The organism is Pseudomonas sp. HS-18 (assembly GCF_020401845.1).
GTDB lineage: Bacteria > Pseudomonadota > Gammaproteobacteria > Pseudomonadales > Pseudomonadaceae > Pseudomonas > Pseudomonas nitroreducens.
Window position 1 is genome coordinate 2,996,032 of record NZ_CP084413.1, and the last position, 17,004, is coordinate 3,013,035.

The 17,004-nt window shown below is 65.7% G+C and carries 18 protein-coding genes; 9 read left to right on the forward strand and 9 right to left on the reverse strand.

Annotated elements, in window-relative coordinates; genetic code table 11:
* Positions 1-51 precede the first annotated feature (51 nt).
* Positions 52-1,131, forward strand: a complete 1,080-nt coding sequence (locus LDJ84_RS14020; RefSeq protein WP_226046487.1) for a C45 family autoproteolytic acyltransferase/hydolase — start codon at positions 52-54, stop codon at positions 1,129-1,131.
* Between the two features lie 161 nt (positions 1,132-1,292).
* A complete protein-coding gene (locus LDJ84_RS14025; RefSeq protein WP_226046488.1) occupies positions 1,293-2,627 on the forward strand; it encodes an MFS transporter in 1,335 nt (444 codons plus the stop codon).
* On the opposite strand, the gene LDJ84_RS14030 is transcribed toward LDJ84_RS14025, so the two are convergent.
* On the reverse strand, positions 2,624-3,508 hold the full coding sequence (locus LDJ84_RS14030) for a DMT family transporter (RefSeq protein WP_084357706.1): 885 nt from the start codon (positions 3,506-3,508) through the stop codon (positions 2,624-2,626). The genes LDJ84_RS14025 and LDJ84_RS14030 overlap by 4 nt on opposite strands.
* Positions 3,509-3,729: 221 nt before the next feature.
* Here LDJ84_RS14030 and LDJ84_RS14035 point away from each other — a divergent pair, with 221 nt between their 5' ends.
* Positions 3,730-4,479, forward strand: coding sequence for a substrate-binding periplasmic protein (locus tag LDJ84_RS14035; RefSeq protein ID WP_065086633.1), 750 nt, complete (start codon positions 3,730-3,732; stop codon positions 4,477-4,479).
* Between the two features lie 45 nt (positions 4,480-4,524).
* On the opposite strand, the gene LDJ84_RS14040 is transcribed toward LDJ84_RS14035, so the two are convergent.
* The 5 genes from LDJ84_RS14040 to LDJ84_RS14060 are packed head-to-tail and all read right to left on the reverse strand — an operon-like array spanning position 4,525 to position 7,944.
* Positions 4,525-5,070, reverse strand: coding sequence for an arsinothricin resistance N-acetyltransferase ArsN1 family B (locus tag LDJ84_RS14040; protein WP_024762774.1), 546 nt, complete (start codon positions 5,068-5,070; stop codon positions 4,525-4,527).
* A 7-nt stretch (positions 5,071-5,077) separates the two neighbouring features.
* Complete coding sequence (arsH, locus tag LDJ84_RS14045; RefSeq protein WP_024762775.1) at positions 5,078-5,779, reverse strand: arsenical resistance protein ArsH; 702 nt, start codon at positions 5,777-5,779, stop codon at positions 5,078-5,080.
* A 12-nt stretch (positions 5,780-5,791) separates the two neighbouring features.
* Positions 5,792-6,262, reverse strand: coding sequence for an arsenate reductase ArsC (locus LDJ84_RS14050; protein ID WP_024762776.1), 471 nt, complete (start codon positions 6,260-6,262; stop codon positions 5,792-5,794).
* Between the two features lie 29 nt (positions 6,263-6,291).
* Positions 6,292-7,575 (reverse strand): arsenic transporter, encoded by a 1,284-nt coding sequence (locus tag LDJ84_RS14055; protein WP_084357707.1) that lies wholly within the window; start codon positions 7,573-7,575, stop codon positions 6,292-6,294.
* A gap of 21 nt (positions 7,576-7,596) precedes the next feature.
* The gene (locus tag LDJ84_RS14060) at positions 7,597-7,944 is read right to left on the reverse strand and encodes a metalloregulator ArsR/SmtB family transcription factor (RefSeq protein ID WP_024762778.1); all 348 of its coding nucleotides are present in this window, start codon (positions 7,942-7,944) and stop codon (positions 7,597-7,599) included.
* Between the two features lie 175 nt (positions 7,945-8,119).
* Between LDJ84_RS14060 and LDJ84_RS14065 the strand changes: the two genes are divergently transcribed.
* Positions 8,120-8,785: a TetR/AcrR family transcriptional regulator gene (locus LDJ84_RS14065; RefSeq protein WP_084357708.1), complete on the forward strand. Its 666-nt coding sequence runs from the start codon at positions 8,120-8,122 to the stop codon at positions 8,783-8,785.
* Positions 8,786-8,902: 117 nt separating this feature from the next.
* Positions 8,903-10,366, forward strand: a complete 1,464-nt coding sequence (locus LDJ84_RS14070; protein WP_226046489.1) for an MDR family MFS transporter — start codon at positions 8,903-8,905, stop codon at positions 10,364-10,366.
* Between the two features lie 22 nt (positions 10,367-10,388).
* Here the strand turns inward: LDJ84_RS14070 and LDJ84_RS30710 are convergent, their stop codons facing one another.
* From LDJ84_RS30710 to LDJ84_RS14080, 3 genes are all read right to left on the reverse strand, one after another.
* Positions 10,389-10,517 (reverse strand): hypothetical protein, encoded by a 129-nt coding sequence (locus LDJ84_RS30710; protein WP_256576562.1) that lies wholly within the window; start codon positions 10,515-10,517, stop codon positions 10,389-10,391.
* A gap of 92 nt (positions 10,518-10,609) precedes the next feature.
* Entirely contained in the window at positions 10,610-11,896 is a 1,287-nt protein-coding gene (locus tag LDJ84_RS14075) for a glycosyltransferase (protein ID WP_024762781.1), read from the reverse strand.
* An 86-nt stretch (positions 11,897-11,982) separates the two neighbouring features.
* Positions 11,983-12,915, reverse strand: coding sequence for a GntR family transcriptional regulator (locus tag LDJ84_RS14080; RefSeq protein ID WP_037016097.1), 933 nt, complete (start codon positions 12,913-12,915; stop codon positions 11,983-11,985).
* A gap of 199 nt (positions 12,916-13,114) precedes the next feature.
* On the opposite strand from LDJ84_RS14080, the gene LDJ84_RS14085 reads away from it, so the two are divergent.
* The 4 genes from LDJ84_RS14085 to LDJ84_RS14100 all read left to right on the forward strand — a co-directional run bounded on the left by LDJ84_RS14085 (position 13,115) and on the right by LDJ84_RS14100 (position 16,993).
* The gene (locus tag LDJ84_RS14085; protein WP_226046490.1) at positions 13,115-14,164 is read left to right on the forward strand and encodes a spermidine/putrescine ABC transporter substrate-binding protein; all 1,050 of its coding nucleotides are present in this window, start codon (positions 13,115-13,117) and stop codon (positions 14,162-14,164) included.
* 88 nt (positions 14,165-14,252) lie between these two features.
* The gene (locus LDJ84_RS14090; protein ID WP_065084685.1) at positions 14,253-15,125 is read left to right on the forward strand and encodes an ABC transporter permease; all 873 of its coding nucleotides are present in this window, start codon (positions 14,253-14,255) and stop codon (positions 15,123-15,125) included.
* Positions 15,118-15,921, forward strand: coding sequence for an ABC transporter permease (locus LDJ84_RS14095; RefSeq protein WP_024762784.1), 804 nt, complete (start codon positions 15,118-15,120; stop codon positions 15,919-15,921). Before LDJ84_RS14090 ends, LDJ84_RS14095 begins: the two co-directional genes overlap by 8 nt.
* Entirely contained in the window at positions 15,914-16,993 is a 1,080-nt protein-coding gene (locus LDJ84_RS14100; RefSeq protein ID WP_226046491.1) for an ABC transporter ATP-binding protein, read from the forward strand. The genes LDJ84_RS14095 and LDJ84_RS14100 overlap by 8 nt, the downstream gene beginning before the upstream one ends.
* Positions 16,994-17,004: the final 11 nt, after the last annotated feature.

Sequence of the window (17,004 nt, forward strand, 5' to 3'; positions counted from 1 at the left end):
GCGCCGCGGCGCTCTGGCTTCTTGAAATAAAGCAATTGCAGGAGCCTTGCCGTGATCCTTCACACCTTCACCACCGACATCCGCGACCCGCTGCAGCGTGGCCGGCAGATCGGCGAAACCTTCTCCGAGCAGATCCGCCAGACCGTGGCGCTGTACCTGGACTTCTTCCCGCGCGTCGGCGTGGAGATCGACAAGGCACGGGCCATCGGCGAAGGCAGCCTGTCCGCGCTGGCCGACTGGTGCCCGGCGCTGGCGAAGGAAGTGGAGGGCCTGGCCCTGGGCGCCGGCCTGCCGCTGTGGCAGCTGGCAGCGCTGAATGCGCGCACCGAAGTGCTGGCGGTGATGCCCGCACAGCCGGTGGAGGGCGAGTGCTCCACTTCCGTCCATGCGCCCGCCGGCGCCATCGCACCGCGCAGCCTGCAGACCTGGGACTGGCACGACAGCCTGGTGCCCCACGGCCTGCTGCTGGGCTTCACCGGCAGCACCGGCCTGACCGCCAAGTTGTTCACCGAGTTCGGCATGCTCGGCAAGATCGGCGTGAACAGCGCGGGCCTGGGCGTGCACTTCAACATCCTGCACCACGAGAGCGACAACGGTAGCGCCGGTGTGCCGGTACACGCCATCGCCCGCCGCGTGCTGGAAGAAGCCACCAGCGTCACCGAGGCCATCGACATGGCGCGCTCGGCGCGGGTCAGTGCGTCCACCGTGCTCAGCGTGTTCACCCGCAACGATGTGCGCGCGCGTGCCGCGAGCATCGAGATGAGCCCGGCGCACACCGCCGTGGTAGTGCCGCGCGAAGATGGCTGGCTATTGCATACCAACCACTTCCTCGACGGCGAACTGAGCTGGGGGGAGCGTACCGCGGATGTCTCCACCACCTACGCGCGCCTGGAGCACCTCAAGGCGGGCACCACCGGCATGACCGGCAAGGCCCTGGGCGAACGTGCCGACGCCTTCTGTGGCGCCGACGGCGACCAGGCGGTGGTGTGCTTCCATCCGGACATGTCCGAGCCGGACACCGAGCGCTGGGAAACCCTGCTGAGCATCGGCCTGGACACCGCCGGTTGCGCGCTGGAGTACGTGGCTGGTACGCCGAAGAAAATGGCCGATGAGGGCTTCCTGCGGTTCTAGAGGCAAACGGGTGAGGGCAATGTCCGAGCGCTGAAGTTCGCTTCACCGCCGATCGTAAAACGTCACAACGCAACTTCTCAATTTCAGAACTTACGCCCCCGTGGCAGCCCACCGGCCGCCGCGCAGGTTTCGTATTGCCACAAAAACAAGAGTGAACCGCCATGATCGACCACACGCCCGCCGCGCCGGGCTCGCGCTCGGCCTTTCGCACCTTCTGCGTCTCCGGCATGGGCACCGCGCTGGAGTTCTACGACTTCGTCATTTACGGCTACGCCGCCGCGCTGATCTTCCCGCAACTGTTCTTCCCTGGCATGGACCGGCTGACCGCCGTACTGGTGGCCTTCGCGTCCTTTGGAGCCGGCTTCTTCGCCCGGCCATTGGGCGGCGTGGTGTTCGGGCACCTGGGCGATCGTTATGGCCGGCAGAAGGCGCTGGTCGCCACCCTGGTGCTGATGGGCCTGAGCACCTTGCTGATCGGCTTCCTGCCGACCCACGCCAGCATCGGTGCCGCCGCGCCCGTCTTGTTGGTGTTGCTGCGCCTGGTGCAGGGTTTCGCCGCCGGTGGCGAGTGGGGCGGGGCGGCGCTGTTCGGCATTGAGGTCGCACCTGAAGGCCGACGCGGCCTGTGGGGCAGCTTCACCAGCATGGGTATCGGCATCGGCGGCATCTTCGGTTCGGCGGTGTTCGCCATCGTCAGCTTCGCCTTCGACGATGACCTGAGCGGCATTGCCTGGCGCATTCCGTTCTGGCTCGGTGGCCTGCTGGTGCTGATCGGTCTCTACGCGCGCCTGCAGAACACCGCGCCGCAGCCCAAGGCCGCGCCGAAAGCCGAGGCGCGCATGCCGCTGATGGAAGCTTTCCGCCGCCGGCCGCGCGAGCTGTTGCTGTGCATCGGCATCGCCTTCGGTTACGTCACCATCGCCTATATCGGCAGCACCTTCTTCCTCGCCTACGCGACCGACATCGGCTACAGCAGCAGCCACGCCCTGCTGTTCGACTTCTCGCTGTCGGTGGCCATCGTCGCGTCCGCGCCGTTCTTCGGTCAATTGTCGGACCGTTTCGGCAGGCGTGCAGTGATGATCTTCGGCGCGGCGATCATGGCGCTCGGGCTGTTCGCCTTCTTCCCGCTGATCGGCTTGCACAACCTGCCGCTGGCGTTGCTGGCGTATATCGCCGTGGGCTTCTTCATGGGGGCGACCCAGGGGCCGATCCCGGCTTTCCTCGCCGAGCAGTTCCCGCGGGAGATGCGCTACTCGGGGATTTCCTTCAGCTACCAGATCGGCGCGGCACTGGGTGGCGGCACGGCCTCGAGCATCGCTACCGCCATTCTCATCGCCACCGGGCGCAACCCGTTCGGCGTCGCGCTTTACGGCGCTGCAGCGCTATTGCTGGTGGCGATCTGTTCCTGGCTGCTGCGCGAAACCTCGCATCTGCCGATGGAGCTGATCGACCGCGACGACGCCTCGCCGGGCGTTGCCCAGGCTCAGGTCGGTTAAGTCACGGCGCGGGCTTTGGTGCCGGGCACCAGGCCGAGCACCAGGGCGCAGCCGATCAGGATGATCAGCGCGCCCACGCCCTGCACCAGCGACAGGCTCTCGCCCAGCACCAGGGCGCCGATCAGGACGGCGACCACGGTGACGACGAACTCCACGCTGATGGTTCTGGTCGCGCCGATTCGCGAGACGAGCTGGAAGTAGACGACGTAGTTCACCGCGCTGAATATGCAGCCGCAGATCAGCAGGAAGAACACATCGATCGGTTGCGGCGTGCCGGGCACCGGCACCCAGATCAGCAAGGGCAGGGTCAGCAGGCCGCCGATCCCGAACGCGCCGCAGGTCACTTCCCAGGGGCCGGCGGTGCGCAGCTTCAGGCTGGCGTAATTGCTGCCGAAGGCCGCGCAGACGGCGCCGAACACGGAGGCTGCGCTGCCAAGCATGAACTCGTGGGTGATCGGCACCGCCGGGAAGCCCACCAGCAGCACCATGCCGAAGAAACCCAGCACCAGCCCGCCGAGGCCGCTCCAGGTGATGCGTTCCAGGCCCCAGAGGCGGCCGATGAGCATCGAGAACAGCGGAATCCCGGCGACGAAGATCGCTGCCATGGCGGTGCCGATGCGCGGGGTGGCGTAGGTCATGCCGATCAATTGCCCGGCCACCGTGGTGGCGCCAACCACGCACAGCGGCTTCCACATCCCTGCGAAGTTCAGCTGGCGCCCGGCCAGCCGTGCCACGGCGAACAGCGTGAAGCTGGCGATCAGCGCGCGGAAGCTGACCGCGCCAACCCAGCCGAAGCCGGCGATGGCCTTGAGCAGCACAAGGAAGGACAGCCCCCAGCCGACGGCGAGGAACAGGTAGGCGGCAAGGTCGCGCGGTTGCATACGACTTCGGTGGCACAAGGCAGCAGGGGCCGCCAAAGCGTGGCAGCGAATGCCGCTATCTTGCCGGTCGCGCTTGACGCTTGGGAAGGCAGCACGCCGAGGTTTTCCGCCTGCCTGTGCCGCCCTGCGCTGGCGGTGGCGGCGCCAGGTGGCTGGTACTATGATTTTCAGCTCCTCACTTCAGCACGTCGCTGTCCTGCCACTCCCGCCAAGCGAGCCTTGTGAAGCCTTCGACCATCTGTGCAGCCTTGCTCTGTTCATTGCTCAATGCCGGGGCCTGGGCAGGGGACTATCGGGTCGTCACCGAAGAGTGGGCGCCTTACAACTACGTCGAGAACGGCCAGCTCACCGGCATGGCGACGGACATCGTCAAGGCCATCATGGGGCTGACCGGCGATGATTTCGCGATCGAGCTGTTGCCCAGCATGCGCACCAGCCTGGCCCTGCAGTCGCAGCCGAAGACCATCATGTTTTCCATGTTCCGCACGCCGGCGCGCGAGCCGCTGTACAAATGGGTAGGCCCGATCGTCGAAGAGTCGATCCATCCCTATCAGTTGGCCAATGCGCGCCAGCCGGCGAATACCCTGAGCGACCTGCGGGGCGCTCCGCGCATTACCACCCGGCATGCCGGGCTGGTTCCGGAGACATTGGAGGCCATGGGCTTCGACAATCTCGACAAGCGCGCCACCGGAAGCCCGCAGCTCTATCTCATGTTGCTGGCCGGGCGTACCGACATCATCGTCGGCGACACCGATGCCGGCGTCGCGTATTACAGCCGCCAGTTGGGCCTGTCGCCCGGCACATTGCGCCAGGTGCCGGTCGAGCTGTTTCGCTCCACGCTCTACATCGCCTTCAGCCGCGACAGCGACGACCAGCGAGTCGCCGCCTGGAGTCGCGCGCTGGAGCGGTTGCGCGAGTCCGGCGAGCTGGCGCGCATTCAGCGTCGATACGAGAGCCCGGACCTGCAGTGAGATCGTCCGGGTACTTGCGTCGCGCCTTGTCCGTGTGCGGGAGGCTCAGCCCGCGATGTCCCGATACGGACGTGGCTCGCCGGGGGACTGGCTCGGCGGGCCAAGCTCAAGACGCCAGTAGCCCACGTCGTGCCATTGGCCGAGCTTGAAACCGACCTGCGGGAAGGTGCCGACATGCTGGAAACCCAACCGCTCATGCAGGCCGACACTGGCTGCATTGGGCAGGGCAATGCCGGCATAGGCGGCGGTGAATCCCTGCCTGGCCAGGATGGGGAGCAGCTCGGCATAGAGGCTGCGGCCCACACCCGAGCGCCGCTCGCTCTCCGCGATGTAGACCGTGACATCCACTGCCCATCGATAAGCAGCGCGCGCCCGGTGCTGGCTCGCATAGGCGTAGCCGGCCATGCGCCCATCGCGTAACGCAACCAGGTACGGGTAAGTCTGCAGGGTCGTGCAGATCCTCTGCCGAATCTCTGCGGCACTCGGCGGCACCTCTTCGAAGGAGATCGCCGTTCCACTCACGATCGGCGCGTAGATGGCCTGGATTGCTGGTGCATCCTCGGGGCGCGCCTCCCTGATTTCGCTGGGCATGGTCACCTCAGATCGAGCGCTGATTCACACGGGCGGACAGCTGCTCGGCATTCTCCTTGCGCTCCGAATAACGATCCACCAGGAACTCCTGGCGATCCCGCAGCAGCAGGGTGAACTTCACCAGCTCCTCCATGACGTCGACCACGCGGTCGTAGTACGCCGAGGGCTTCATCCGGCCCGCCTCGTCGAACTCCAGGTAGGCCTTGGGAACCGAGGACTGGTTGGGGATGGTGAACATGCGCATCCAGCGGCCAAGGACGCGCAACTGGTTGACCACGTTGAACGACTGCGAGCCGCCGCAGACCTGCATCACCGCCAGCGTCTTGCCCTGGGTGGGGCGCACGGCGCCGAGGGCCAGGGGGATCCAGTCGATCTGTGCCTTGAACACCGCCGAGAGTGCGCCGTGGCGTTCCGGCGAGCACCAGACCTGGCCCTCCGACCACCGCACCAGGTCACGCAGTTCCTGCACCTTCGGATGCTCCACCGGCACATCGTCCGGCAGCGGCAGGCCTGAGGGATTGAAGATGCGCGTCTCGGCACCGAAGTGCTGCAGCAGCCGTGCGGCTTCCTCCACCAGCAGGCGGCTGAAGGAGCGCTCGCGCGTCGATCCGTAAAGCAGCAGGATGCGCGGTTTGTGCTCGCTGGCATCGGCGGCGGCTGGTAGCGGATCGATCAGCGACAGGTCGAGGTTGGGCAGTTGTTCGGACATGTGTCCTCCTGATCAAAGGGCGCCGATACGATCCAGCTCGCGCTTGAGTTCGTCGCGGCCGAGGGTGGCGAAGGGCAGGGCGAAGAAGGCGCGGCAGCGCAGTTCGATGCGCGCCAACGTGGCGCGGAAGGCGGCGTCGATCGCGGCCTCGTCACCCTCGGCATCCGATGGATCTTCCAGCCCCCAGTGGGATTTCACTGCCGGGCCGAAGTAGACCGGGCACGCCTCGCCGGCGGCCTTGTCGCAGACGGTGACGACGATATCCGGCGGGTTGCCTTCGAAGGCGTCGTTGCCCTTGCTGCTCAGGCCTTCGGTAGAGATGCCGGCCTGCTCCAGGGTGGCGAGGCTGCGGGGCAATACCTGGCCCTTGGGAAAACTGCCGGAGCTGACCGCCTCGAAGCCTTCGGGCGCCAGGTGATTGAACAGCGCCTCGGAGAGGATGCTGCGGCAGCTGTTGGCCGTGCACATGAACAGGACTCGCATGGAAGGCTCCTCCGCTTCTGGGCGGGACGTCAGAGGCTCAGGCGCAACGCCAGGGCCGAAAGGGTGATCAGCAGAACCGGCAAGGTCAGGAGGATGCCGACCTTGAAGTAGTAACCCCAGGTAATCCGCACGCCCTTGCGTTCCAGCACATGCAGCCAGAGCAGCGTGGCGAGGCTGCCGATGGGGGTGATCTTCGGGCCGAGATCGCAGCCGATGACGTTGGCGTAGATCATCGCCTCGCGCACCAGGCCTTCCGCGCCGCTGGCCTGGATCGACAAGGCGCCGACCAGCACGCTGGGCATGTTGTTCATCACCGAGGACAGCAGCGCCGAGAGCAGGCCGGTGCCGAGGGCGGCGACCCACAGCCCCTGTTGGGCAAGACGGTCGAGCAACTGGGCAAGGAAGTCCGTGAGGCCGGCGTTCTTCAAGCCGTAGACCACCAGGTACATGCCGAGGGAAAAGATCACTACCTGCCAGGGCGCTTCGCGCAGTACACGGCGGGTGGAGATGCGCTGGCCGCGGGCGGCGACAGCGAAGAGGAGCGCGGCACAGGCGGCGGCCACGGCGCTGATCGGGATGCCCAGCGGCTCCAGGGCGAACAGGCCGACCAGCAACGCCAGCAGCGTCCACCAGCCGACGATGAAGGTGGCGCGGTCATGGATGGCGGCCTTGGGTTCCTTCAGCGCATGGAGCGCGTACTGCCTCGGGATGTCGCGGCGGAAGTACAGAAACAGCACCAGCAGGGTGGCGGCAATGCTGGCAAGACTCACCGGCAGCATCACCGAGGCGTATTCGGCGAAGCCCAGGCCGAAGTAATCCGCCGAAACGATGTTCACCAGGTTGGACACCACCAGCGGCAGGCTTGCGGTGTCGGCGATGAAGCCGGCGGCCATGACGAAGGCCAGGGTCGCGGCGGGGGAGAAGCGCAGGGCGAGCAGCATCGACATGACGATGGGCGTGAGGATCAGGGCCGCACCATCATTGGCGAACAGCGCCGAAACGGCCGCGCCGAGCAGCACGCAGAAGGCGAACAGGCGATGACCGCTGCCGTTGGCCCAGCGCGCCACGTGCAGTGCGGCCCACTCGAAGAAGCCGGCCTCATCCAGCAGCAGGCTGATGACGATGACCGCGATGAAGGTGGCGGTGGCGTTCCAGACGATGGCCCAGACGACCGGGATGTCGTGCAGCGAAACCGCGCCGGCGGCCAGGGCGATGATCGCACCCAGGGCGGCGCTCCAGCCGACGCCAAGGCCCCTGGGCTGCCAGATGACCAGAACGAGGGTGAAGATGAAGACTGCAATGGCGACCAGCATGGAGGATTCGCTCGGTGGGGATCAGCAGCAGGCGGCGTCACGGACGGGTCGGCCGTCCATGTTCTGCAGGCGCAGGGTGTTGTCGGCCAGCCACTGCCCGTTGGCCAGCAGGGTGACCTGCAGCATGTCGTGCACCCAGGTGGGTAGGTCGGGGTTGAGGCGGTAATACACCCACTGCCCCTGGCGGCGATCCAGCAGCAGGCCGCTGCTGCGCAGTTGTGCCAGGTGGCGGCTGATCTTCGGCTGGCTGTCGTCCAGCGCGCACATCAGCTCGCAGACACACAGTTCGCCCAGGCTGGCGATGAGCAGGGTGGCGCGAGCGCGGGTCTCGTCGGCCAGACACTTGAAGACGTCGGGTGGGGTAATCATGGCGCTGCCTAAATATATGGAAAATCGAATATACGTATTTCCATATATTAAGCGCAAGCCCCACGAAGCCTGATCCCGGCGGAGAGGGCAGTTCATCGTATTTTCTAAATTTAAATTGAATTTAGATTTAACCTGCTTCAGGCTTCCTGGCACTGTCCGCTGTTCAGGAATAATCATGGCCTCCCGCGAAGCTCGAAAAGATGGTGAAGCGACCCGCCTGCGCATCCTTGAAGCCGCCGGCGAACTTTTCGCGACGCTCGGCTTCGGCGAAACCAGCAACAAGGCCGTCGCCGCCAAGGCGGAGGTCGACCTGGCGTCGATCAACTACCACTTCGGCAGCCGCAACGGTCTCTATCAGGCCGTGCTGGGGGAGGCCCGTCGACGCTTTCTCGACATCGCCGACCTGCAGCGGATCATCCAGGGCGAGCAGGCGGCGCCGGACAAGTTGTTTGCGCTGACCGAACTGGTTGTGCGCAAGGCCGCGCGCGGGAGGGAGAGCTGGCACCTGCGGGTGCTCGCTGCCGAAGCCCTGGCGCCCAGCAGCCACGGTCAGGAGTTTCTGCACCCCGAAAAGGCGCTGAAGCTGACGTTGCTCAAGCAACTGTTCAGCGAGATTACCGGGATCCCCCCCGAAGATCCCACATTGGTGCCCTGCATTCTCAGCGTCACGGCGCCATGGGCGATGCTGCTGATCGGGCCTCGTGGAGGGCATGGCGCCCTGCGCGACATTCTCGACATGCCGGGTCCTGTGGTCGTCGCCCAGCTCTACAGCTTCACCCTGGCCGGCCTGCAGGAAGTGGGGCGGCAGCATCGCCAGCGTGCACTCTGCGCGGGCGAATGAGCCGACTCCATTCCTTCCCTGTCCCACGCCACCTCATCTCATCAGGTCCGCCCCATGCAAACGGCCTCCGAAAATAGCCTGGCCACGAAGCTGAGCCCCCCGGACGACGCTAAGGCGATGCAGCCGTCCATTCCACTGCTGCTGGCGGCGTTGCTGCTGGTGATGTTCCTCGCGGCGCTGGACCAGACCATCGTGTCCACCGCGCTGCCCACCATCGTCGGCGAACTGGGCGGCCTGCACCTGTTGTCCTGGGTGGTGACCTCCTACCTGCTGGCCTCCACGGTCGTGGTCCCGCTGTATGGCAAATTCGGCGACCTGTACGGCCGCAAGCTGGTGCTGCAGACCGCCATCTTACTGTTCCTGGCGGGCTCGGCGCTCTGCGGGCTGGCGCAGAACATGACCCAGCTGATCCTCCTGCGCGCGCTGCAGGGCCTGGGCGGCGGTGGCTTGATGGTGGTGGCGATGGCGGCCATCGGCGACGTCATTGCGCCGGCCGAGCGTGGTCGCTACCAGGGGCTGTTCGGTGGCGTATTCGGCCTCGCCACGGTGGTCGGTCCGCTGGTGGGCGGCTTCCTGGTCGAGCAGTTGTCCTGGCGCTGGATCTTCTACATCAACCTGCCGCTGGGCCTGCTCGCCCTGCTGGTGATCGGCAGCGCGTTCAAGCCCCACGTCGCGCGGGTGAAACACGTCATCGACTACTTTGGCGCCTTCTTCCTGACCCTGGCCCTGGCTTCGCTGGTGTTGATCACCAGCCTGGGCGGCAGCACGCTCGAGTGGACCTCGATCGACATCCTGTGCCTGTCGCTCTTCGCCGTTGTCGGCGTGATCGGCTTCGTCCACGAGCAGCGCATCGCGGCGGAACCGATCATGCCGCCGCACCTGTTCCGCCACCGGACCTTCGTGCTCGCCGGGCTGATCGGGTTCACCGTCGGTGTTTCGCTGTTCGGCTCGGTGACCTTCCTGCCGCTCTACATGCAGGTGGTCAAGGACGCCACGCCGACCAGTGCGGGCCTGCAGATGCTGCCCCTGATGGGTGCGATGCTGATCGTCTCGGCTATTACCGGTCGCCTGATCAGCCGCTGGGGGCGTTACCGGGTCTTCCCCATTCTTGGCACACTGCTGCAGGTCGTCGCCCTGGCGTTGCTGAGCCGTCTGGATCTGCAATCGTCGATGTTGCAGATGAATCTCTACATGGCCTTGCTCGGCGCCGGGCTGGGCATGGTGATGCAGGTCCTGATCCTGGCGGTGCAGAACAGCGTCGAATTTCGCCACATGGGCGTGGCGACCTCCGGGGCGACCCTGTTCCGCTCCATCGGCGGCTCCATTGGCGTCTCGGTGTTCGGCGCATTGTTCTCTCACGAGCTGATGAGTCGGCTCGTGAGTGCCTTCCCGGCCAGCGTCGGCTCACCGGCCAACCTGTCGCCGGCCGCTGTGCATGCCTTGCCCGCAGCGTTGCGGCAGGCTTACCTGGAAGCCTTTTCCGGATCGATGCACTGGGTCTTCCTGGTGGCGTGCATGGTCAGCGCGGTGGCCTTCGCGCTGTCGTGGCTGCTGCAGGAAGTACCACTGCGCAAAGCCTGAAGACGCCTGGGTCACCGGTCCTTCACCGGGTGTCCGGCCCAGGTTCCGGGCGAGTTGGCGGCGCCGGAGAGGCGTCGAAATCCTCGCTGCGCAGTGGGCGAAGTTGCAGGGAGTCGCCGAGCAGGGCTGGCTGGTCATTGAAGCTTGTCATGCCTGGTTCCAGGGACATGGAGCCAGGCTTATGGGGCGACCGGAAACTTGCACAGAGCCAATGGCACGTCCTTGCACGGTGCCATTGGCCGCTTAGTCGCTGCAGATGCCAAGAATCGCCCGCGCGGCCGACGCTGTGCCGCGCGAGGCCTGCATCTGTTCGCGTACGCTGGTCAGCCGTTGCTGCATCGCCTTGTCGCAGAGCAGGTCGGCCAGTGCGCCGGGCAGCGCCGCCAGCGGGTTTTCGAAGCGCGGCAGGTAGCGCGCCACGCCCACTTCCTCGGCGCGCCGGGCGTTGTCATGGCCGTCCCAGCAGTAGGGGATGATCACCGACGGCAGGCCGAAATACAGTGCCTCGCAGAAGCTGTTGTTGCCGCCGTGATGGATGAACAACTGGCATTCGCGCAGCACGGCCGGTTGCGGGTACCAGCTGTCGAGGTAGACGTTGTCGGGCACGCTGTCGTAGTGCTCGCGGTAGGCGCCGACGTTGATCAGGAAGCGGTAGGGCAGTTGCGCGACGGCATCGATCAGCTTGCGCATCATCTCGATATCGGCCGCGCCGAGGCTGCCGAAACTCACATAGATCAGCGCAGCATCGTCGTGCCGCGGGAACTGCGGCGGGATATACGGCGCCTCGCTGCGCACGCAGCCGTCGAGGTACAGATAGCGCTCGGCCGGCAGCGGATTCTGGCGCTCGTAGCGCACCGGTGTGGGTGAGAGCAACAGGTTGAGCCAAGGCGAATCTTCGAGGAATTGGCCGGCGGGCAGGGCAGGGTGACCGCACTCGGCGAGGAAGCGGGCGAAGCGTTCGTGCGCCGGCTTTGTCGCTTGCAGGTAGTGTTCGCGGTAGGTGGCGCAGGCTTGTGGATCGCTGCTGCTGGCGCCGGACAGGTAGGGCGGCACGGCGGGGTCGGGTAGTTCGGTTTCCGCGCAGGAGATCATCCGCACCCAGGGACAGCCGGCGGCGGAGATGGCCGGGAAGCTGACCACGTTATCCAGCACGATGGCATCGGGCTTGAGCCGGGCGAGCAACTGCTGCAGCGGTTTTTCCGATTCGATGGCGGTATCGATGATGGCTTCCCAGGCCGGCGCCACGTAGCTGTCGATCTGCGCCAGGGGCGGCTGGTCGAAGTAGGGCACGTTGCGCTCGATGAAGCGCTCCCAGTAATGCTGGTGGTCGGCGGCGGAGAGCGGCGAGTCCAGTTGCAGCGGGTACTCGGCGAAGCCGTACTCGGCGAAGATGCCCTGGAAATGCGCATGGCAGATGAACACCGGGCGTGCGCCGAGTTCGCGCAGGGCCTGGGCGATGCCGATGCAGTTCAGCGCGGCGCCGAAACTGGCCTCGGGGAAGAAGGCGATGGTTCTTGTTCTTTGCGTCATGGGCACATCCGGGTGTTGCTCACGGGCACTGCGTGAAACTGATACTGCATTTTTTCGTTAAAAAAAACACTGTGTGAGAAAAATAATCAGCGACGCCCCTGGGCGAATGACTGTGGAATCCCGCGGTTGGCGGTCTGCGGGCGTTGCGCGAAGGACAGCCGCAGGTGCAGGCGCATCAGGTCGGCGGCGACTTCCAGCTGGCCGCGCTCGATCTGCTCGATGATTCGCAGGTGCTCGCGCAGGGCTTCCTGCAGGCGGTGCACGCTGACCATCGGCAGCAGGTTGGGCAGGCGCCGCAGACGCTGGTGCTGCAGCAGAGCGTCGCCAACGAAACGGTTGCCGCAGCCCTGGGCGATCAGCTCGTGGAAGCCGATGTCCAGCTCGCGGAACTGGGCCACGTCGAAGCGCTCGATGGGCGCCGCCAGCAGTTCCTCCATGGCCCCGCGCAGCAGGGCGAGGCGCGCCAGGTCTGGCTCGAAGCCGGGGGCGAGGAGGGCTTCGGGTTCGAGGATCAGCCGATAGCGCAGGCTGTCTTCCAGCGCTGCGAGGTTGTTCAGCAACGGGCGGAACGACCAGCTCTGCCCGGCGCCGCGCTCCAGCACCTGGTCCTCGCTGAGTTGCGCCAGGACCTTCTGTGCCGCGACTCGGCCGATGTCGTAGCGGCGCATCAGCTCGCTGGCGCTCAGGCTGTTGCCCAGGCGACCGGCCATGCGATCCCGCAGTACCGAGGCGGCCAGCGCTTCTTCCTCGGCCTGGGGCAATGCCGAGCCGAGCACCTGGGCGGACGGATCGGCGGCGAGGCGATAGCCCTTGCCCGGCTCGTGGGCCACCAGTTGCTGCTCCTGCAGCAGGTCGAGCCCGGCGCGGATCAGCGTGCGCGACACGCCGAAGGTGCGCGCCAGTTGCTGCTCGGACAAGGCGTCGCCATCGGCGAGACCGGTGTCCTGGGCATGCTCGATGATCCGCCGGGCCAGTTCCAGGTGGTTGGTGCGCGGTCTTTTCTCGGTGTCCTTGCTCAAGCGGCTTCTCTCCGGCAGGCGTCGCAGGCTTGTGGGCGCGGGGCGCCCCCTTATGCCACAGCGAGGAGGGTCCAACAAGAATGCAAGAAATGGTTGACTTCGCCAGTGGTTCGGTTTTTATTTTGAAAAAAAGACATGTAGTACGCTTTTCGTTCCGCTGCCGTTGACACACAAAAACAACCATCGTCAGGTGCGCAAGATGAAGCTGAAGACCATGCTCTACGCAGGGGCAACCCTCGCGCTCACGCTGTCCGCCACCACGGCCAGCGCCAAGGATCTGGTGATCTCCATCTGGGACGGCTACATGGCCCCGGACAACCTGGAGAAGTTCCAGAAGGCCACAGGCCTTGAAGCCGACAAATCTCTCCACGCCACCAACGAAGAAATCATGGGCAAGCTCATGGCTTCCGGTGGCGAAGGCTATGACGTGGTGTTCGTCTCTTCGCCCTTTGCCGAGATCCTGCACAAGCAGGGCCTGCTCGCCGAGATCGATTCGGCCAAGGTGCCGAACCTGAAGAACCTCTACCCCGAAGCGCAGAAGCTCGAGTACGACGTCGGCAACCACTTCTCCGTGCCCTACACCTGGGGCACCACCGGCATCTGCTACCGGTCGGACAAGGTCAGCCCGGCGCCTTCGAGCTGGAGCGACCTGCTCAAGCCCTCCGACGCCCTCAAGGGCAAGACCACCATGCTCGCCACCGACCGCTGGCTGCTTGGCGCCGGCTTCCTGGCCAACGGCTGGTCGGTGAACGACGGCAACCCGGACCAGATCAACGCGGTGCGCGACCAGCTGATCGCCACCAAGAAGCGCCTGCTGTCCTTCGACGACACCACCTTCTACTCCAAGCTGGCTTCGGGCGAGGCGCTGATGGCCCACGCCTGGGATGGCTGGTGCAACTACGGCACCCAGGCCAACGAGTCGATCAAGTTCGTCGTGCCCAAGGAAGGTTCCGACCTCTGGGTGGACGCCATGGTCGTGCTGAAAAGCTCGAAGAACCCCGACGCCGCCTACCGCTTCATCAACTACATGCTCGAACCGGCGAACCACGCCTGGGTCGCGGAGAACATCCTCTACAAGGTGCCCAACCAGGCGGCGATGGCGACCCTGAAGCCGGACCTGCTGGCCAAGTATCCGAACCTCACCACCACGCCGGCCGAGCTGGTCAAGCAGCAACAGTTGCGTGACGTGGGTGGCTCGACGCAGAAGGCGTACACCCGCGCCGTAACGGAAATCATGGCCGCCCAGTAAGGCCGATGGGGCGTCGCGCTGGCGCCCCGAACTCTCTCCGGAATAACCCTGAAGCACCCCGCCTGGCGTGGGGTTGGGGGAACTACGCATGACCGCTTTATCCGCCGACCGCAAATTGTCGGCCTGGCTGCTCGCGCCCGGTCTGGGCTGGCTGGCCCTGTTCCTGCTGCTGCCGTGCCTGCTGGTGTTGGTCTACAGCTTCCTCGAGCGCGGTGCCTACGGCGGCATCGACTACGTGTTCACCTGGGAAAACTACCGCCGCGCGGTGGACCCGCTATACCTCGACATCCTCCTGCGCTCGGCGAAGATCGCCGGCCTGGCCATGCTCTTCGCGGTGATCATCGGTTACCCGGCGGCCTACGCCATCACTCGCACCACGCCACGCCGGCAGGCGGTGTACCTGTTCCTGGTGATGCTGCCGTTCTGGAGCAACTACCTGATCCGCACCTATGCCTGGATCGTCCTGCTCAACCGCGAAGGCCTGCTCAACCGCCTGTTCAGCCTGCTGGGCTACGGCGGTGAGCCGATCAGCCTGCTGTACACCGACGCCACCGTGGTGCTCGGGCTGGTCTACAACTACATCCCCTTTGTCATCCTCGCCATCTACAGCTCGCTGTCGCGCATCGACAACGAGCTCTGGGAAGCCTCGCGGGACCTTGGCGCGTCCGGCTGGACCACTTTTCGCCGGGTGATCCTGCCGCTCTCGGTGCCCGGCGTGGCGGCCGGCGCGGTGTTTGTCTTCGTGCTCTCCATCGGCAACTTCATCACCGCCGACCTGTTGGGCGGCAAGCAGGTGCAGATGGTCGGCAACCTGATCTACGCGCAATTCCTCACCGCGCGCGACTGGCCGTTCGGCGCGGCGCTGAGCTTCTTCCTGATCGGCATCATGCTGCTCCTGCTGTTCATCCAGGCCATGGTCTCGCGCCGGGCCCAGGGCGCGGAGGGCGAACGCCATGCGTAATCCCTCCGGCATTGCCCTCGGCACGCACCTGTGGCTGGTGTACGCCTTCCTCTATGTACCGATCCTGGTGCTGATCCTGCTGTCGTTCAACGCCAGCGGCCTGCCCACCGCGTGGGGCGGCGCATCGCTGAAGTGGTACGCCAAGCTGCTGGCCAATGCCTCGATCCAGCACGCGGCGCTGAACACGCTGATCGTTGCACTGACCTCCACCTTCATCGCCTGCGTGCTCGGCACGTTGCTCGCTCTCGGCGTGGAGATGCGCGCCCGCAGCAGCGGCAAGAAGGGCAGCAACATCGCCGACACCCTGCTGATGGCGCCGATGATCATCCCCGACATCGTCCTGGCCATCGCGCTGCTGAGCTTCTTCAACCTGCTGAAGATGAGCCTGGGGCTGCACTCGATCATCCTCAGCCACGTGGTATTCAACATTGCCTTCGTCTGCGCGGTGGTGCGCACGCGGCTCAAGCACTTCGACTATTCGATCCTCGAAGCGTCCATCGACCTGGGCGCCGGCTGGTTCACCACCGCGCGCCGGGTGCTGCTGCCGGCAATCTTCCCCGGCGTGCTGGCCGGCGGGCTGCTGGCGTTCACCCTGTCGGTCGACGAATTCATCATCGCTTTCTTCAACTCCGGCTCCGGCAGCGCCTCCACCACGCTGCCGATGCAGATCTATTCGATGATCCGCTTCGGCGTGACCCCGGAAATCAACGCCCTCGCCACCCTGGTGATGCTGGTCAGCTTCACCGCGCTGTTCGCCTCCCAACGTCTGAACAAGGTGCCCAAAGCCCATGACTAAGTCTTCCGACCTGCTGGTGCTGGACCAGGTCAGCAAATCCTATGGCGAGGGCCTGACGGCGGTGGACCAGGTGTCCCTGGCGATCCGCGAGAACGAGTTCTTCGCGCTGCTCGGCCCGTCCGGCTGTGGCAAGACCACGCTGATGCGGATGATCGCCGGCTTCGAGACACCCAGTTCCGGCGCCATCTACCTCAATGGCCAGGACATCTCGCCGCTGCCGCCGAACAAGCGCCCGCTGAACCTGATGTTCCAGTCCTACGCGCTGTTCCCCAACATGACCGTGCGCGGCAACATCGCCTACGGCCTGGAGATGGAAAAGCTGCCCGCCGGCGAGATTCGCCAGCGCGTCGATGCGGTGCTGGACACCGCGCAGCTCGGCCCGCTGGCCAACCGCCGGCCGGACCAACTCTCCGGCGGCCAGCGCCAGCGCGTCGCCCTGGCCCGCGCCCTGGTCAAGCGCCCGCGCGTGCTGCTGCTGGACGAACCCCTCGGCGCGCTGGACAAGAAGCTGCGCGAGAAGATGCAGCTGGAACTCAAGCGCCTGCAGCACGAGAGCGGCATCACCTTCATCATGGTCACCCACGACCAGGAAGAAGCCCTGGTGATGTCCGACCGCATGGCCGTGCTGCGCGACGGCAAGGTCTGCCAGTGCGGCAGCCCCAGCGAACTCTACGAGAACCCGGGCAGTCGCTTCGTCGCCGACTTCATCGGCGTCAGCAACCTGATCGAGGGCCGGCGCGTGGGCACCAATCGCCTGCAGGCCGGCGACCAGGTGCTGAGCATCGAGACCACAGCCGAGTCCAGCCCCGAGAGCGTGACGCTTGCGCTGCGCCCGGAGCGCCTGCGCGTGCTGACCGATGCCACGCCCGCCACTGACAACCAGATCCAGGGCCAGGTGGCGGAGGTCGCCTACCACGGCCTGGACACCAACCTGCACGTGAACACGGCGCTGTCCAGCAAGCCGCTGATCGTCCGCGTGCCGTCCTCGGACTACGACTTCCTCCGCCTGGCCGCCGGCATGCCGGTGCGCCTGGGCTGGGATGCGCGGCACGGCCGCGTGCTGACTCACTGATTGCCAAGAAC

What these genes read in the sequence shown, in the direction of transcription:
- LDJ84_RS14070 (WP_226046489.1), top strand. Translation starts at nt 8,903, where the DNA reads ATGCAGCCGTCCATTCCACTGCTGCTGGCGGCGTTGCTGCTGGTGATG.
- LDJ84_RS14100 (WP_226046491.1), top strand. Translation starts at nt 15,914, where the DNA reads ATGACTAAGTCTTCCGACCTGCTGGTGCTGGACCAGGTCAGCAAATCC.
- LDJ84_RS14095 (WP_024762784.1), top strand. Translation starts at nt 15,118, where the DNA reads ATGCGTAATCCCTCCGGCATTGCCCTCGGCACGCACCTGTGGCTGGTG.
- LDJ84_RS14030 (WP_084357706.1), bottom strand. Translation starts at nt 3,508, where the DNA reads ATGCAACCGCGCGACCTTGCCGCCTACCTGTTCCTCGCCGTCGGCTGG.
- LDJ84_RS30710 (WP_256576562.1), bottom strand. Translation starts at nt 10,517, where the DNA reads ATGACAAGCTTCAATGACCAGCCAGCCCTGCTCGGCGACTCCCTGCAA.
- LDJ84_RS14090 (WP_065084685.1), top strand. Translation starts at nt 14,253, where the DNA reads ATGACCGCTTTATCCGCCGACCGCAAATTGTCGGCCTGGCTGCTCGCG.
- LDJ84_RS14065 (WP_084357708.1), top strand. Translation starts at nt 8,120, where the DNA reads ATGGCCTCCCGCGAAGCTCGAAAAGATGGTGAAGCGACCCGCCTGCGC.
- LDJ84_RS14075 (WP_024762781.1), bottom strand. Translation starts at nt 11,896, where the DNA reads ATGACGCAAAGAACAAGAACCATCGCCTTCTTCCCCGAGGCCAGTTTC.
- LDJ84_RS14085 (WP_226046490.1), top strand. Translation starts at nt 13,115, where the DNA reads ATGAAGCTGAAGACCATGCTCTACGCAGGGGCAACCCTCGCGCTCACG.
- LDJ84_RS14055 (WP_084357707.1), bottom strand. Translation starts at nt 7,575, where the DNA reads ATGCTGGTCGCCATTGCAGTCTTCATCTTCACCCTCGTTCTGGTCATC.
- LDJ84_RS14025 (WP_226046488.1), top strand. Translation starts at nt 1,293, where the DNA reads ATGATCGACCACACGCCCGCCGCGCCGGGCTCGCGCTCGGCCTTTCGC.
- LDJ84_RS14050 (WP_024762776.1), bottom strand. Translation starts at nt 6,262, where the DNA reads ATGCGAGTCCTGTTCATGTGCACGGCCAACAGCTGCCGCAGCATCCTC.
- LDJ84_RS14040 (WP_024762774.1), bottom strand. Translation starts at nt 5,070, where the DNA reads ATGCCCAGCGAAATCAGGGAGGCGCGCCCCGAGGATGCACCAGCAATC.
- arsH (WP_024762775.1), bottom strand. Translation starts at nt 5,779, where the DNA reads ATGTCCGAACAACTGCCCAACCTCGACCTGTCGCTGATCGATCCGCTA.
- LDJ84_RS14060 (WP_024762778.1), bottom strand. Translation starts at nt 7,944, where the DNA reads ATGATTACCCCACCCGACGTCTTCAAGTGTCTGGCCGACGAGACCCGC.